The organism is Parabacteroides sp. AF48-14, from assembly GCF_003477465.1.
GTDB classification, from domain to species: Bacteria; Bacteroidota; Bacteroidia; order Bacteroidales; family Tannerellaceae; genus Parabacteroides; species Parabacteroides acidifaciens.
This window is the reverse complement of record NZ_QUDI01000043.1, coordinates 1-16,096: the sequence shown is the minus strand read 5'-3', so window position 1 is coordinate 16,096 and position 16,096 is coordinate 1. Positions and strand designations below refer to the sequence as shown.

Annotated in this window: 14 protein-coding genes and 2 pseudogenes; 15 read left to right on the top strand and 1 reads right to left on the bottom strand. The window is 49.2% G+C overall.

The genetic code is table 11. From position 1 onward, the window contains the following. Window positions 1-16: 16 nt before the first annotated feature. Window positions 17-1,764: pseudogene (locus DW083_RS17535) on the top strand (phospho-sugar mutase). 264 nt (window positions 1,765-2,028) lie between these two features. Here the strand turns inward: DW083_RS17535 and DW083_RS22150 are convergent. Further along, window positions 2,029-2,187, bottom strand: coding sequence for a hypothetical protein (locus DW083_RS22150; protein ID WP_158582134.1), 159 nt, complete (start codon window positions 2,185-2,187; stop codon window positions 2,029-2,031). Window positions 2,188-2,537: 350 nt separating this feature from the next. On the opposite strand from DW083_RS22150, the pseudogene DW083_RS17530 reads away from it, so the two are divergent. The 14 genes and pseudogenes from DW083_RS17530 to DW083_RS23090 form a co-directional block, all read left to right on the top strand. After that, window positions 2,538-3,344, top strand: a pseudogene (locus DW083_RS17530) (KilA-N domain-containing protein). A 75-nt stretch (window positions 3,345-3,419) separates the two neighbouring features. Then, window positions 3,420-4,352, top strand: a complete 933-nt coding sequence (locus DW083_RS17525; protein WP_199659193.1) for a site-specific integrase — start codon at window positions 3,420-3,422, stop codon at window positions 4,350-4,352. Window positions 4,353-4,785: 433 nt separating this feature from the next. Then, a complete protein-coding gene (locus DW083_RS17520) occupies window positions 4,786-5,859 on the top strand; it encodes a fimbrillin family protein (protein ID WP_122333284.1) in 1,074 nt (357 codons plus the stop codon). Window positions 5,860-5,890: 31 nt separating this feature from the next. Beyond that, window positions 5,891-6,931 carry a fimbrillin family protein gene (locus DW083_RS17515; RefSeq protein ID WP_122333283.1) on the top strand — a complete coding sequence of 347 codons (1,041 nt, stop codon included), beginning with the start codon at window positions 5,891-5,893 and terminating at the stop codon, window positions 6,929-6,931. 4 nt (window positions 6,932-6,935) lie between these two features. Further along, window positions 6,936-7,997 carry a fimbrillin family protein gene (locus tag DW083_RS17510; RefSeq protein ID WP_158582133.1) on the top strand — a complete coding sequence of 354 codons (1,062 nt, stop codon included), beginning with the start codon at window positions 6,936-6,938 and terminating at the stop codon, window positions 7,995-7,997. A gap of 64 nt (window positions 7,998-8,061) precedes the next feature. Then, a complete protein-coding gene (locus DW083_RS17505) occupies window positions 8,062-9,159 on the top strand; it encodes a fimbrillin family protein (protein ID WP_147382158.1) in 1,098 nt (365 codons plus the stop codon). Window positions 9,160-9,172: 13 nt separating this feature from the next. Next, on the top strand, window positions 9,173-10,201 hold the full coding sequence (locus DW083_RS17500) for a fimbrillin family protein (protein WP_158582132.1): 1,029 nt from the start codon (window positions 9,173-9,175) through the stop codon (window positions 10,199-10,201). A 51-nt stretch (window positions 10,202-10,252) separates the two neighbouring features. Then, window positions 10,253-11,299, top strand: a complete 1,047-nt coding sequence (locus DW083_RS17495) for a fimbrillin family protein (RefSeq protein WP_122333279.1) — start codon at window positions 10,253-10,255, stop codon at window positions 11,297-11,299. A 1-nt stretch (window position 11,300) separates the two neighbouring features. Beyond that, a complete protein-coding gene (locus DW083_RS17490) occupies window positions 11,301-13,337 on the top strand; it encodes a DUF4906 domain-containing protein (protein WP_122333278.1) in 2,037 nt (678 codons plus the stop codon). 25 nt (window positions 13,338-13,362) lie between these two features. Next, complete coding sequence (locus tag DW083_RS17485) at window positions 13,363-14,382, top strand: DUF4906 domain-containing protein (RefSeq protein ID WP_158582131.1); 1,020 nt, start codon at window positions 13,363-13,365, stop codon at window positions 14,380-14,382. Continuing rightward, window positions 14,333-14,971 (top strand): hypothetical protein, encoded by a 639-nt coding sequence (locus DW083_RS17480; RefSeq protein WP_147382157.1) that lies wholly within the window; start codon window positions 14,333-14,335, stop codon window positions 14,969-14,971. Before DW083_RS17485 ends, DW083_RS17480 begins: the two co-directional genes overlap by 50 nt. Further along, window positions 14,938-15,453, top strand: a complete 516-nt coding sequence (locus DW083_RS22035; protein WP_147382156.1) for a hypothetical protein — start codon at window positions 14,938-14,940, stop codon at window positions 15,451-15,453. The genes DW083_RS17480 and DW083_RS22035 overlap by 34 nt, the downstream gene beginning before the upstream one ends. Before the next feature lie 5 nt (window positions 15,454-15,458). Next, window positions 15,459-15,734 carry an HU family DNA-binding protein gene (locus DW083_RS17470; RefSeq protein ID WP_122333274.1) on the top strand — a complete coding sequence of 92 codons (276 nt, stop codon included), beginning with the start codon at window positions 15,459-15,461 and terminating at the stop codon, window positions 15,732-15,734. A 123-nt stretch (window positions 15,735-15,857) separates the two neighbouring features. Further along, on the top strand, window positions 15,858-16,096 hold a 239-nt coding region (locus DW083_RS23090; protein ID WP_233552267.1), incomplete at its 3' end, for a hypothetical protein.

The window sequence follows — 16,096 nt, the reverse complement described above, 5'->3', positions numbered from 1 at the left end:
AGCAAATATATAGGTCATGGAGAACAATGGACTGTTAGAAATGGTAAGAAGCAAAGCACAAAGCTGGCTTACAAAAAGTTATGACGCTGAAACACGTGCACAAGTACAGGCTCTTTTGGACAACGAAGATCCGACAGAACTTATCGAGTCATTCTACAAAGACCTGGAATTCGGCACAGGCGGCCTGAGAGGCATCATGGGAGTCGGTTCAAACCGCATGAATATCTACACGGTAGGAGCAGCCACACAAGGCTTATCCAACTATCTGAAACAGGAATTTGCAGGTCTGGACCAGATCAAAGTTGTAATCGGCCACGACTGCCGCAACAACAGCCGCAAATTCGCTGAAATCTCCGCAGATATTTTCTCCGCTAACGGCATCAAGGTTTATCTGTTTGAAGACCTTCGCCCGACACCGGAAATGTCATACACAATCCGCAAGTTAGGATGCCAGAGCGGTATTATCCTGACAGCTTCGCACAATCCGAAAGAATACAACGGCTACAAGGCTTACTGGGATGACGGCGCACAGATGATTGCCCCGCACGATAAGAACACGATCGCCGAAGTAAACAAAATCCGCAATGCCAGCGAAATCAAGTTTAAAGGCAACAAGGAACTGATCGAAATCATCGGTAAGGAAATCGACGAACAATATATCAACGATCTGACAAAAATCTCATTGTCACCGGAAGCAATTGCACGTCACCACGACATGAAGATCGTGTACACTCCGATTCACGGAACGGGTGTCACTGTTGTTCCGCCGACATTGAAAGCATTCGGTTTCACCAACATCATCCACGTTCCCGAACAGGATGTGGTAAGCGGCGACTTCCCAACTGTTGTTTCTCCGAACCCCGAAGAACCGGCAGCATTGGCTATGGCCGTTGAAAAAGCAAAAGAAACAGACGCCGAACTGGTTATGGCTTCCGACCCGGACGCAGACCGCGTAGGTGCAGCTGTTAAGAACAACGAAGGCGAATGGGTATTGCTGAACGGCAACCAGACAGCCTGATGTTCGTCTATTACCTGATCACCCGCTGGAAAGAACTGGGCAAGATCAACGGTAAGGAATACATTGTAAAGACAATCGTTACAACCGAACTGATCCGCACGATTGCAGAAAAGAACGGCGTTGAAGTATATGATGTTTATACCGGTTTCAAATGGATTGCCGACGTGATGAAAAAGAACGAAGGCAAGAAGAACTATATCGGTGGCGGCGAAGAAAGCTACGGTTTCCTGTGCGAAGATTTCGTCCGTGACAAAGATGCCGTTTCCGCCTGTGCTATCCTCGCTGAAATCGCAGCCTGGGCCAAAGACCAGGGCATCACAATGTATCAGTTATTGCAGAACATCTACGTTCAGTATGGTTTCTCCAAAGAAAAAGGTATTTCCGTTGTAAAGAAAGGCAAGAGCGGAGCTGAAGAGATCGAAGCGATGATGAAACACTTCCGCGAAAATCCGTTGCAGGAAATCGCAGGTTCCAAAGTAACGTTATTCTATGACTACTCTTCCCTGAAAGGAAAAGACTATATCGAAAATGAAACGTTAAGCCTGGATATGCCGACAACATCCAACGTTTTGCAGTATTTCACCGAAGACGGCACGAAAGTATCCATCCGTCCTTCCGGTACGGAACCCAAGATCAAGTTCTACTGCGAAGTTCATTCCAAAGTGAAGAGCATCGACGAACTGCCCGCAGCAGAAAAAGCCGCAGCAGAAAAGATCGAAGCGATCAAGGCTTCATTGGGAATCTGATCCCGCGATTCGGAAACATATACATAATTATAAGGAGAGGCTGTCACAGTCTCTCCTTTTTTCTTTACTTTTGCCTACGATCAGTTTTCCTGCATTGGTCATCATGGAATTGCTGGCCGGTAAGTAATTTACTCCACCTTATTGTAAAAAACAGCAGAAAAGAGGTCTACAACACATCCTCAAAGTGTCTCTCAGACAATTCCCTCTTGGATGAAAAATCCGTATATTTCCAGTCTATTGCCGTGAGGTGCGCAGAAAATTCCCCTAAAGTACCGGTTCATCGCTCTGAAGTTTACCTTCGTCACCCATGAAGTCAGACTTCAAAGCAACGAAGTTCCGGGTCAGCGCGATGAAGTCCGGCTTCATGGAAATAAGGTGCCGGCTCCTTCCGAAATCATCTTCTGCTCCTTCCCATATTTCCATATCCTCCCCTTTGTCGTTTCAAATATTCGATTCTCCGGAAGTTAAGCTTTATCGGAATGTCAGCAAGTATATATTATGGCTTGACAATTGTCCTGCAATTTAAACGAGCCGTGCAGCTCGTTTGCCCGCATGTTATAAAAAGCGTTGTTCCGGCAGCTAAATGTCAAACCGGAACAGTGCCTTTTTTACGGTGAAATAGAAAAAAGGGGGTTATTGTAAAAAACGTTCCATACAAAAGGATAACTTTTAGTTCAACCTCGCCAATATATTGAAAATAAAAGCGTTCTTAGAGAGATAATCTCATTGGTTATGGCTATCTTTACAACTGAAACTCAAAGCCTCAATTACAAATGGCAAAAATTACAGTTCAGAATACAGATATTAGCGTTGTCCAGTATAATGAGGAAGATTATATCAGCCTTACCGATATGGCACGAAGCCAACTACAAGAGCATATAATCTTCCGTTGGCTAAGCCTTAAAAATACTATAGAATATCTTGGCGAATGGGAAATACTGTATAACCCCAATTTTAATTGTACCGAATTCGGTACAATTAAAAATGCAGCAGGAAGCAACAACTTCGTACTTTCGGTAAAAACGTGGATTGAACGGACTAATGCGATAGGTATTTGTTCTAAGGCTGGTCGCTATGGTGGAACATATGCACACAGGGATATAGCGTACCATTTCGGTATGTGAATTTCCCCTAAATTCCAGTTGCTTCTCGTTAAGGAATACCAACGATTGAAAACTGAAGAACAACGGCTGCTTGGTTGGTCGGCAAAGCGTGAATTGTCAAAAATCAACTATCGCATACATACTGATGCCATAAAGCACAACCTCATACCTGTAGAAGTTACACCAGCACAGGCAAGCATTATATATGCTAACGAAGCTGACGTACTGAACGTTGCAATGTTTGGCGTGACGGCAAAGCAATGGCGTGAAGCCAATCCTGACTTGAAAGGTAATATCCGTGACTATGCCACAATTAACGAACTTATCTGCTTGTCTAATATGGAGAACTTAAACGCCGTGTTCATTGAACAGGCTATGCCGCAGGGTGAGCGGCTTGTCAAACTCAACCAAATAGCCATTCATCAAATGAGCGTGTTGGAAAATGGCGACAACAACGACCGAAAGTTGTTGAAGTAAAGCATTTTTAAATATTCATTTTCCCCTTTTTATCTGTTGTACCTTTATCATTTTTAATCAGATAGATAAAGGCTTATGCGAAAAAGTGATTTTAGTGAAAGTATGCGGTTGTTGGAAAGGCGCAAGCGGGAGGCGGGCGCTGAGAGTACGGCGGACTTGTACAGGGCAGTGCGGAACCGGTTTGGACGGTACTGCATGAAGGAGAGGCTGCTGTTGCAGGAGGTGACGGCGGCAAGGGTTGCGGGGTTCAGGGCGGCGCTTCGGAAGGAAGGGCTGCGGGTGAACACGGTGAACAGTTATATGAGTAGCCTCAGGGCGATGTATAACGCTGCCTGCCGGGAGGCGGGTGGTCGCTGGAAGGAGAATCCTTTTGCGGGGTTGCGGCTGAAACGGGAGGAGACGAAAAAACGGGCTGTGCCGGTCGAGGTGGTCGAAAGGATTGCCGGGCTGAACCTGCGGGGAAAGCCGGAGCTGGCCGGGGCGGTTGATCTGGCGCTGTTCAGCTTTATGGCCTGCGGGATGCCGTTTACGGACTTAGTGCACCTCACACGCGAGAATATCCAGGATGGAGGGCGGCTGCTCGTCTACCGGCGGCGGAAAACGGGCGTGCTGATCCAGATCGGTATCAATACGGGGATGCGTCAACTGATCGAACGGTATGCCCGTCCGGATTCGGTGTATCTTTTCCCCGTCTTGCCTGCGGATGCCGGCCATGAGACCTACAAAGCCGCTTTGGCCCTTCATAACCGGCATCTGAAAGAGATCGGCCGCCTGTTGGGACTTGCCGTGCCGCTAACCAGCTATGTGTTCCGGCATACCTGGGCCTCGGAAGCCTATAGATGCCACGTCGAGATTAGTGTGATCAGTCAGGCATTGGGACATACGACGGAGAAAATGACCCGTAATTACCTGGCGCGTCTTGCCCCAGAAGAGATCATAAAAGCGAATGAAAAAGTATCACACAGGATCGAAAAACTGATTGGAAAAGAGGCGAGACCTTATTTATGAAATAAGGTTAATCATGTTGTTTAATACTATATTACAGCGTTTTATACCTGTTGAAATTCATTTATCCAACAAACTTGCTGCAAAGATTACAATAAAATTGATGAAAACCAAACAGAATCGCGAAATTTGATAAAAATAAACCATTCGATTAACATTAAAGTAAAGAAAATCGGACTAATGTCCTCCTTTTCCTTAAAAAACAAAGTTTAGGGATGAAGAAGGTCTGGAATAACCATGCTTTTAACGAGTATTCATAAAAGAAACAAAATCATTCTGTTCCAATTCTTAAATTACTTCATCAAAAATAGGCCATTCTAATAATTCAAGGTTGTTTTCTAACGGTAGAAAAACCTCTTAGAAGAGTGTTTTCGCCTTATTTCATAAATAAGGTGCGTCAAACTTGAAAATCAAAGGGGTAAAACTAAAAAACGGAATGACAGGAGTTCGGAATATATTATTCTATTTAATGACGATCGGTAGCATTTGTCTTTTAACCGGTTGCAGCCGGTCAGACGTGCCCATACCACCGGGCCCGCCTACGCCGCCGGATCCCGATCCCCCGGCAGTTGCGGTTCCCATCCGGCTGAAAACACAGCTATTGAGCCGTGCGGCAATCGAAAACTTCGACAGTACAGCTATCAACGTCGCCAAAGGGAGTGGCACCCTGCAATTTGACGAGATATGGGAGGCAGTCGCTACAGACTCCGAAATCACATTTGTACCGGAACGCTATTATCCGGCAGACAGTTCGGAAGTATATCTGACCGGTTACTATCCGAAAGGCACTGTGAAAGACGGTTTTGTCGAGTACCATCTCGACGGGGAGACTGACATCATAACGACAAAGGCACAGTCCGGTTCATTGGTGAATCCTTTCGATAGGCAGGACAGCCTATTTTCGTTTTCCCATCAATTGTCGTTGCTGAAAATCACGGTTCGCCTGGCCGAAAACCGTCCGGAAACCTATTACCTGAAATTCGCGGGGTTGGAGGGCTCTTCCCGGGAGGCATGGCTCGAATTGTCAAGCGGTGAACTGTTGTTCGGGACGGAAGCGCCGAAGTTAGTGCTGTATGAGGCAGAGACGGAAACCAGCATGGAAATCTCGACGGAAAGCACCTTTAATAGCAGCCTGCTGGTACAACCCCGTACGGAGTTGACGGTCGATATTGTGCTGACGCGGGATAACAATCCGGAGCATGACCTGTCATACACCGGTCTCCCCGTGCATTTTGAAGGCAGCGGTTCGGAAGGCAATGTCGCCTACAATATCGACATCGTGATCGGCTCGCCTGACCTGCCGGTCGGGCCGGACACTCCGGATGTTCCCGACCCGCCTACTCCACCGGATATCCCGGATGATCCGGACGAACCTGATATTCCGATCCCTCCTGTAATACCGCCAGTGATTCCGCCGGCCTCGAATCCGTCGATCACGATTACGGCTACTGTTACAAGCTGGGAGGAAGTCTCCGGCGGAAACATCGATTTCAGACCCTCAAATGAATAATAAATAAACAATCAATAAAATAACAACGAACATGAAAACAAATCACATTTTACTAACTGCGGCCCTTCTCCTTAGTGCCGCAAGCTGCACCAAGGAAGCGACCGAGATACCGGACACGAACGACGATAATACCTTATATCCCGTCACGTTCAGCGGGGGGATTGATTTGGTACAGACGAAGACGGATAATAATAATACTACGCTGATGCGGAAGGACGTAAAGGCGAAAGTCTACGTTTATAAATCGGATGCAACAGTTGCTGAGGTGTCAAACCCTGTAAATAAAGAATATGAAGTAGGAACCAATGGCGATCTGACTATTGGAACAAGCGATACGATCTATCTGGCAAAAGGTACTTATAACTTTTATGCTGTCTCCACGGATTCAATAACAGAATCAACGGGAGCTTCCTTCCCTACGTTTACAAGCGGCGTCTCTGCTGAACTAAGTAACGGGTTCAACTATCTTTGGGCAAAATCAGAAAGTAAAGCGATAACAGGGACGCCAGACAAACAGAATGTTGCGTTGAATTTTGAAAGAAAGGCGGTAAAAATTGTCATAAATATAGAATCGGGAACCAATAACGGAATTACCTTAAAAGGCTGGATGCCAAGCGGCGACTCCGCCAAGATTACGCCTCCGAAGATACCAAGTCCCAATTCAAGTAACTTGTGTAAAATGACACTGTCAACGGGAGTAATAGCACCGGCAACATCTGTCGATGCTGATAATCCTGTAAAAATGACCTGTGGAGAAGTTGCAGAGAATAAAGCAACAGTCTCTTACATTATGCTTCCATTAATTGATGCAACAGGTACCCCTGTTCCCACGGTCACCCTAAGGGTTAAAGTGCAGAATACGGGAGAATCGGAAGATGGGAAAGAACGGACCTATACCACCCAACTGAAATATCCGTCAGGCGGTTTTGAATCCGGCAAACAATACACCTACACGGCCACCCTGAAAGCCAACGGCATCACCTTTACGGGTGCAACGGTAACAAATTGGAATCCGGTAACATTCGAGAATGGTGAAGGCAACTTAACCCCGATAGAACCGGATAACAATTAAAACCGTGCAACAACATCCATCCATAATCGCCGGCCCATTATTGGCCCTCCTTCTTTTGTTCTCTTGTTCCTTCGGGGAGGAGATTCTGAAAGAAGAGATTCCTCCTGTTCAACCGGAGGAAAAGATCGCCGTGTCGTTTAGCGGCAGGATCGACTTAGTCGAGACAAAGGCTGGGAATGAAGGTGCACCGGAAACGCAGGCCCTCCGGAAGGATGTGAATGTCACGATCCGGGCGTATATGCAGCCGTCAATCAGTCAGCCCGCTGTCGCGCCACAGTCCTGTCGGGATTATCTGGCTGCGGATGGCGGAGGCCTGACGGTAAAAAACGGAGAAGAAAAGATGTTCCTGACAGCCGGAACCTATACGTTCTATGCCCTTTCGGTCAATGCTGCCGGGACGGCGACCGACTCCGTTCCACCTGTACTGGCTACCGGTTCGCATTCGGAAACGGAAGTGCTAAAGAACAATACCGACTATCTCTATTGCGCTGTGAGTAAGAAAATCATATCCAATCCGGACGGTGATAAACAAAACGTAGAACTTCCGTTCATTCGCCTTGCCAGCCGTATAAAAATCACCGTTACAAGCAAAGGTGGTACAGGCAGCGAAGAAATCATCAAGGCGGACGCCCCCAAGATCACCCTGCCGCTGACAAATCCGGCAGGCTCGAAGATCACTTTGGGAGCCAATGATCCTATCGGGCAATACCCGGTAGCCACCAACACTGCCGACGGGGACATAACCGGCTATACCACTCTGGAAAGCACAGGCAACCTTACGGACGGCTTTACCGCCGGTTGCATCCTGCTTCCGATGCAGGCAGGCCAAAAGATTCCGGTCCGTATCGTCTTCCCGTCGATCACCTTCAACGGATTGGCAGAACAGAAGGACAAGCTCTATACAGCAGAGGTCACCACTCCGACGGGAGGATTCGCTTCGGGGAAGCAATATAATTACACGGTTAATATCACCGGTAACCAGGTTGGGTTTTCGCAACTGACTGTCACCCCCTGGACATCGAAAGACGGAGAATTTCCCAAAGACAGTGTGGAAGAAGATTATTAATATACAGAAGATATAGAGGGAACAACATGAGACATCAGACAGGTATAATCAATATATTAATGGCGTGCATCAGCCTATGCGGATGCACCGGGGAAAAGCTGTTGGACGGGCCTGTGCCGAACGAACCGGAAAGTCCCGTCGAAGTCCGTTTCTTCACCACTTCCGCATCTACCGTGTCGAAAGTATAGGGGTAGATGTGGGTGCGGATACGCTGGTTACCGATGCTCACGTACGTCTCTATCCCTACCGGCAAAAGGAGGGCGTGACTGATGTGACCGTAACAAAGAATTATACCGTTAAGACCGAAACAACCGAAACAAGCAAAGTGCAATCCTTAATTCCTGATAAAGTGGATGGCAACAACGGCATCGAAATGATCCTTCCTTCGGGGACCTTCAGATTCTATGCCGTGTCGACCAATAGTCAAGACCTGACTGTTCCCAACTTCCATACGGCTGATGCCGTAGGCGGAGTGCCGAGCGCTTCCAAGGGAACAGTTTCTGTCACGAATGGCGTCGATTACCTGTATGCCATGACCCAACAAACGATTGCGTTCGGTACCCAGATAGCCCATGTTCCCTTGGCGTTCAAACACGTAGGTACGCAGGTGCAACTGACGATCAAGTTCGGGGAGAGCGCCCACGCGGCAGATTATAATACAGCCAAAGATTTCAATCTGGCGAAAGTTTCGATCCAGGCGACCTCGGAAACAAATGCCGCCATGTATTTGTATAACGGGCAAATACAGATTGATGGCAAGTCAGGAGGGACGCCCGGTAGCGATGCCGCCCTTAAAGAGATGACTGTCGTGAGATCCGGCACGGTTTCGGATGGAAGCAATATCCCTGCCGACCAGGTTGCCACCTATCATCTGCTGCCGCTCGCCGGGGCCTCCGGGCAGAAAATGAAGGTCAAGATCGTTATTGGCAATTTAATCGTCGGAGATGCGGCAGCCGCCACCCATACCTATACCGGCAGTCTCGATGCCACAGGCGGCTGGTCGGCAGGGACAAGCAACCAGTACACGCTGACCCTTTCGGGTACGGAAATCAAATTCTCAACCGTTACGGTAAAACCTTGGGAAACCGGAACCTCCGGCGGGCAAGTGGGAGACATCGAGCATACGGATGATGCAAGTTCCACAGGAGCAACAACCCCTTAAATGTAAGTGTATTATGAATCCACTAAAAAAGATATCGGGCATTTTGAGCCTCTTTTGCCTGCTTGTGGCATGTCGCGGGACGGACGAAGGGGTGCCATCAGCAACGGGGTATGCCGATGTGCGGTTCACCGCTTTGCCTGCGACAGACGCGCAGACCAAGGCGGACGGCAGCACAGAAGGACTGAATGAGGGTGGGCGTGTCGTCGTGTATGCCTGGCAGGGAAAGACACCGTCGGAAACAGATAAATATGCCTACTCGAACCGGTACACGTTTCATTTGAATAATGGCGTATGCAATCTGGCTCCTCTTAGTGCTGATATGAAACTGCCGGTAGGGAACGGATATGCGTTTTACGCCTTGTCGACCAATCATGTGGACTTGCCTGTCCCGGCAATGGAAACCGGCAGCCGGACCGCAATCCTGCAAAACGGGGTGGATTACCTGATGGCGGTAAGCAGTTCACAAAGTGTTTCCGGCAGTGATGCCGTCACGATCCCTTTGGCCTTCCGCCATATCGCCACCCAAATAGTGCTGACGGTGAAACCAGCCGGTACGAACGGCTACACTTCCGCCGAAAGCCTTACGGCTGCTATAGCCCCGATCGACAGTAGCGGCAGTTATATCGACCTGTCGGCAACCTGGGTGGATGATACTCCTAATGGGATGATTTACTGGGGGACAGGTGCTACCGGAGGGATGCCCCTCGGACAGGCGAACGGGCAGGTGAAAGCGGGCGATAAAGTTGACAGCGGACCGAACTTCACCGTCTCTTTTATCCTCCTTCCGGTAGCGGCGAATGCACAAATACCCTTGCAATTCGATTTTAAGGGCATTGAATTTGACACAGGCGGCAAGCAAGCGGGGAAGAGATATACAGCCCGGCTGAATGTTTCGTCTAATGGCTTGAAAGGCGGATATACATACGCTTTCGATGTCTTGATCTCACGGCAGGCAGCCTCCTTTAGTCCTTTACCCCAGGTGAATCCCTGGGTGGTGGATGGGATCAATTTGGATGAGGTGATAGAGGTGGACCCGAAGTGAGGGGAGAGTTGAAAGTTGAAAGGGGAAAGTTGAAAGTGATAAATATTGGATATGAAAGGAAAATTTCATACAGGGATATTGGCGTTGTTGTTGCTGCTTGCGGGTTGCGACAAGGCGGACGTTGGGCGTGGAGAAAATGACGGGAAGGGGTATCCGGTCAGTTTTACGCTGGCGGAACTAAGGCCGATGCGTGCGGCGGATGGGGATGCAACGGACTTGCAGGCTGGAACGGCGTTGACGATTGCGGCCTATAATCCCAATAGCGGCAAGTTGGTTGCGGCGAGGCAGTATAAGGTGAACAGCACTGCGGACGGCTTGGAGCTCGATGGAAGTATTACGGACAACGAACCGATGTACCTGCCTGTCGGCACATACGATTTTTGCGCGATGACGCCGGTGCAAACGCTGACGGGTGAAGGCAAGCACGGCACTGTGGCGCAGGGAACAGATGCCTTAGGCTCTGTCACCCGGGCACAAATGGGGGCGGATGCGACCACTATTCCGCTGAATAACCTCGACCATCTTGCCTCGCAAATCAGTTTTACCGTGCAGGTGGTTAAGCAGGAGGTCGACTCGGTACTGTCGTTTGCCGTCCAAAGCATCGAAATCGAGGGGATGGTTAAGGCTACGACAGACAACTACCTGCTGCCTGAAAACAAACTTGTGATACCGGCGATCGAAGAAACAGACCGGTTCGAAAAGTTGACAATCGACGGGAGTGACGCTTTTACTGCCGGGGAGAAAGGAAACGGCAGCGGGCCGGGCTATATCAATACACAGAAAACGCCCCGGGTGGTTTTTCCCAAGGCGGAGAGCACGTTCAACGCGATAATCAAGGTTAAGATTCAAAGGAACAAAGAAGCGGAAGCGACAGACAGGCTATTAAGCGTAAAAATCAACCGGCTCGCCTTCGAGCCCAGCAAGCGTTATCTGTTTGAAGTCAACTACGGATGGGACTATGTCCGTTTCAATATCACGGTGGCTCCCTGGACAACCGTCACGGATGACAGCGAAGTGGGAGGCGGCGTACAAACGGTGACCCATACGATAAACATTAATCCCTGGGGTGAAGATATTAAATTGGATATGGATATATAATATGAAAACGAATTTATACATACTGATATTGTTCTTGATGGAGATCGGAATGTTGGTCGGCTGCTCGGCAGACGGGATACCGGAGGAGACAGACGGTAACCGGCCGGGCAGCCTTACCTGCATCCGCTTTGGTCTGGAGGCCGCTCACGGGCAGGTGGTGGCTACCGACGGCGAACAGACGATCCGGCTGGAGACGGGTAGCGCAAATACCGGTGAGAATACTTTGCAGAACCTCACGGTTTTACAATTCGACCTCGATCAGAGTGTGACAGACGGAGCGATGCAAGATGCCGCCGTATGCGTTACCGCCCGCTACCTGCGCGCCCCCGAACCGGAGAAGGACGAATCTGCGACGGAACCGTACTACCTGATCGGGTTGCAGGCTTCGAAAAAGGACACTCAGTATCTCGTCTTTATCGCAAATGCCGGTTCCGCCTTCCAGAATTTTGGAGGGAAAACGTTGGGTGACTTTAAAAACGTTGAGATCCCTTTCGACCAGAAGACAAACAACGGTGAAAACCAGCTGATGCTTGCGGCCTTGTATGTACCGGTTAAAGGTGTGGAAGACCAAACAATCCATCTGGTCGAACTGAAACGGCTGGTGGCACAGGTGCATTTCAAATACACGAAGTCATTGGCAGGCGTGGTAGATGCCGATTTTACCCCTTTGAGCCTCCGGTTGCGAAACGTGCCGAAGGTCCTGAAATATGCCGACGGGATTACGGAGGCCACCGACTATCCGGAGAAAACGGCTGCCAACTTCACCGACTATACTTTTATCATCGGCCAGGTCGAAGACGGTTTTACCTGGTATATCCCGCAGAACGTACGGACAGCGACAGATGCCCGGCCCTCCGGCGATTCTTTCCATACCTGCGTGGAACTTTCCGGCATCTACAAGGCCCCTAATATGCCGGACCAGCTGGTCACCTACAGGTTTTATGTCGGCCAGGGAAGTCCCGGTTATAATGTCTACCGCAATTACGACTACGAGATACTGCCCGTCCTGAGAGGCGTCAACAGCTTTGACTCTCGCGTGACGAGACGTAACCTGGTGCTCAGTCCGTCGGCGAATTGCTTCGTCCTCTCGCCCGAATCCGGCAGCGAAGTGACTTTCAACCCCTATCTGGCGCCGGGGACGGATGTCGGGGAGGTTGGCGTCAGCTATACGGATCAGGTGAAGGAAAACCGGTACAGCCGGATTGCAGCGGTTAAAACGGTCTGGCAAACGGCGAGCGGCCTGATCGATGTCTCGTTCGGCGAAGGAGTGGTGCGCGTGTTGCCCAACACCGCCGGGATAGGTGGCAATGCGCTGATCGCCGCCTACGATGCCGATAACACGATCCTCTGGAGCTGGCACATCTGGGTGACGCCCTATGCCAAAGTGCTGGACGGGACAGGGAAAAACGGATATATATACGATTTCGGCGGATATACGTGGATGGACCGCAACTTAGGAGCTTTGAACGTATTCCGGGAAGACAATAACCGCAATCTTTACTACCAGTGGGGGAGGAAAGATCCGTTTTATGACACGGGCAAAACGACTGTTACCGGAACCAGTCTTTCGTCTGCCAACAAAGGAACTGCCCTGAATATCGACGAGTCGATCAAATGTCCGACTGTCTTTTTCACCCACCAAAGTACGACGGGAACCTGGCATGGCGGAACAGCGGCAATCCCTAACCTCTGGTTTTCCGATACGAAAACAGTGTTCGACCCTTGCCCTGCCGGCTGGCGTGTGCCGGCGAAAGCCGCATGGGATGCTTATAAATGGGGTAGCGATGGCAATATTGCTTGGGATACAACCAATTCATACGGGGCGGTTTTGACGGTTAATTCCGAATATTCCTGGTTCCCGAGGGGAGTGCTTGGAAACAGCAATATGACCTTTAATGCAAGTAACACTTATATGTGGTCGGCATTATGTGAGAACGGTTTTCCACGGACTTTCAGCTTCACCAGTTCGGGCGGAAGTATAGTCAATGATATTGCCGGTTCCTTCGGCGGTTCGGTACGTTGCGTAAAAGAGAAATAACCGGTAAAACAAAAACAGAATGAAAATGAATAATACTTTTTGGCTTTTAGTACTCTGGACTACTTTGGTAGGCTTGACTACCGGTTGCACGGAGAACGACGAGGTACAGACGGAGAAGGGAACGCCGGTAGAGGTCGTTTGCCGCTTGCAGGTTGCGCCCCTCGATGGCGGACAGACGACGCGGGCCATCGGTGAGGCGGAAATCCATGACCTGGCAGTGATCCAGTTCGACGGGACAGATGACGAAGCCCCGGCAGTGATTGCCCGCGCTTTTGATAATCCGGCCTCGAAGTTGACAGTCGGGCTGATGCAACCCATAGGCGATGCAAACAAACTGCAAACCCTTTATTTTATAGCCAATGCCGGCGGGACATTCGATAACTTCAGCGGGACATTGGGCGAGTTGAAAACGAAGCAATTTTCCCTCTCGGAAACGGATGTTCAGAACTGGAAAATACTGATGACCGGAAGCAGTGTGACGAAAATCTATACGGAAACCGATGTCACTGCCACCCTGACCCGGCGACTGGCGAAAATCGTTTTCAGCATAGACCAGAACGGGCTACCGTCAGGTGCCGCCCTCGAACCGCTCTGGCTGCAATTGAGGTCGGTCCCTTCCGTCGCCTGTCCGGAAGCCCCGGCAAGTGAGATCTCCTACCCGGAGGCAAGCAGTGAACTGTACGCCGATTGGCAGCCGTTCGTCAATGATATAGAGGGAACCTATACCTGGTATATTCCGGAAAACAGGCGGGGTAAAAAAAGTGGTACGACTGTAAACAATCCAAAAGATAAAAACAAAAACAAACCGGACGACTATTGTACTTATCTCTATCTCGAAGCCAACTATTATCCGGATGCAGCCCAAAGAGATCAGGGAGCAAAAAGGGTCTATTACACATTATATCCGGGAGCAAACAACACCGACGATTTTACGATAGAAGGGAACCGGTCGTACACCGTCACGCTGAAGGTCACCGGAATAGAAGGAAAGGAGGATGATTCGCGCCTTAGCGCGACAGATATACCGCCATCTACCGGGAGCTAATTGTTACATGGTTCAACCGAACTCATTCCTGACCTTTAATCCGCATAATGCACCGGGTGAAGCGGTGAGCAATACAATCGACTATCTTAAACGGGTAGGAACCGGTGTTAATGGTGATTGCAACATCGACCATGTCGGGCTTGTCTGGCAGACCGATCCGGGATTAATCCGGGCAATCTACCATTTGAAAGCCAATGGGGAGTTTCGGATACAAACCGCCGATATGCAGGGGAACGCCCTGATTGCCGCCTATGATAAAGATAGTAAAATTTTATGGAGCTGGCATATCTGGGTGACGGATTATGTGCTGGATAATGTCGGTAATGATATGTCCGGAGATTCTCTCGATGTTCCCGGAGGACATGTATATAAATGGAGCGATTATATCTGGATGGACCGGGGGATCGGAGCAAAAAGGGCGGGCTTGGGTATCGGTGCCTCGGAATGTGTTACCAATGGGGACGGAAAGATCCTTTCTTGCCAGCTATCCAAAATACGGAATCAGGGGATTCACAGGATAAGTTCGAGGCCCAAGCAACTGCACAGACAGTACCGATGTATAATAGTGACGGAGAGCGAATATATGTAGGCGGGCAAAAAATCACTACTTCAGGGAACGATTTTGGAACGCCAATGAATAATCCTACCCTGTTCTATTCAAACAGCTCTCAATTATGGTATGGAGGTTCTGCTAACAATTCTCTATGGCAAGATGGCGTAAAAACATGCTTTGACCCTTGTCCGGCAGGATGGCGTGTTACTCCCTCCGGGGTACGAAATAATTTTACAACCGCTAATCTGAAATTTGTTTATACAAGTACTGTTAGCGATATGGATATTTGTGGTATCACATGTTATGCTATACCCGGATTACGTTGGCCTTATGGTGGATACCGGGATATTAGTAATGGAAAATCAAAAGGGCCTGGCCACGAAGGAATGTTCTGGGCATCAGGTAGTAGCTCTGGATCTGGATATAGATATGGAGGGAATGAGAATAAAGCCTCTACACTTAGTCGCGGTCAGTCCGACGGTCAGTCCGTCCGTTGCGTAAAAGATACAACAAAATAATAGATATGAATAAAAAAGAACTATCACAGACCCTTGCCCATCGATTGGGAATTACTTGTAAAGAATCCCAACAATACCTCGACACCTTGTGCGACGTCTTTAACGAAGAGTTGCGGAAAGGCAATTCCATTTGCCTACAAAACTTCGGCCAGTTTAGCTGCTGGCATCAGCCCGGCCGCATGGGGCGCAACCCGCGTACAGGTGTTCCCGCCCCCATCCCTCCCCGCAAGAGTGTCAAATTCAAGCCGGGCAAGGGGCTAATGAAAATTCTGAACCCTTGAATAGTTAGCGCTAACAGGGGTGAAGGGGCAAATGCTGATTTATCGGTGTGCTCTCTTTTAATGGGGCGTTGCCCCATGCCGCAGGCTCTCTTTTGCCGTTGATTTCAATCAACGGATTGATAAATGCCCGGCTATGCCGGACTCCTCTGTGGGTTTCAACCCCTTTCAATTATTTACAGGGAGCTATTTATTAAAGGGGCTAAAGCCCACAGAGGAAGAGGCTTTGCCTCTAATCTTCAAAACCGTTCGTTGAAGAGACTGTGTGAAAAAGACTTATTCTCCAATCAGATCAATACGCAGCCACGTTGTTTTTTGAAAAGTGAGATAGCCCCAAAAAGGCTGTTTAGAACGATAAAAGTCGA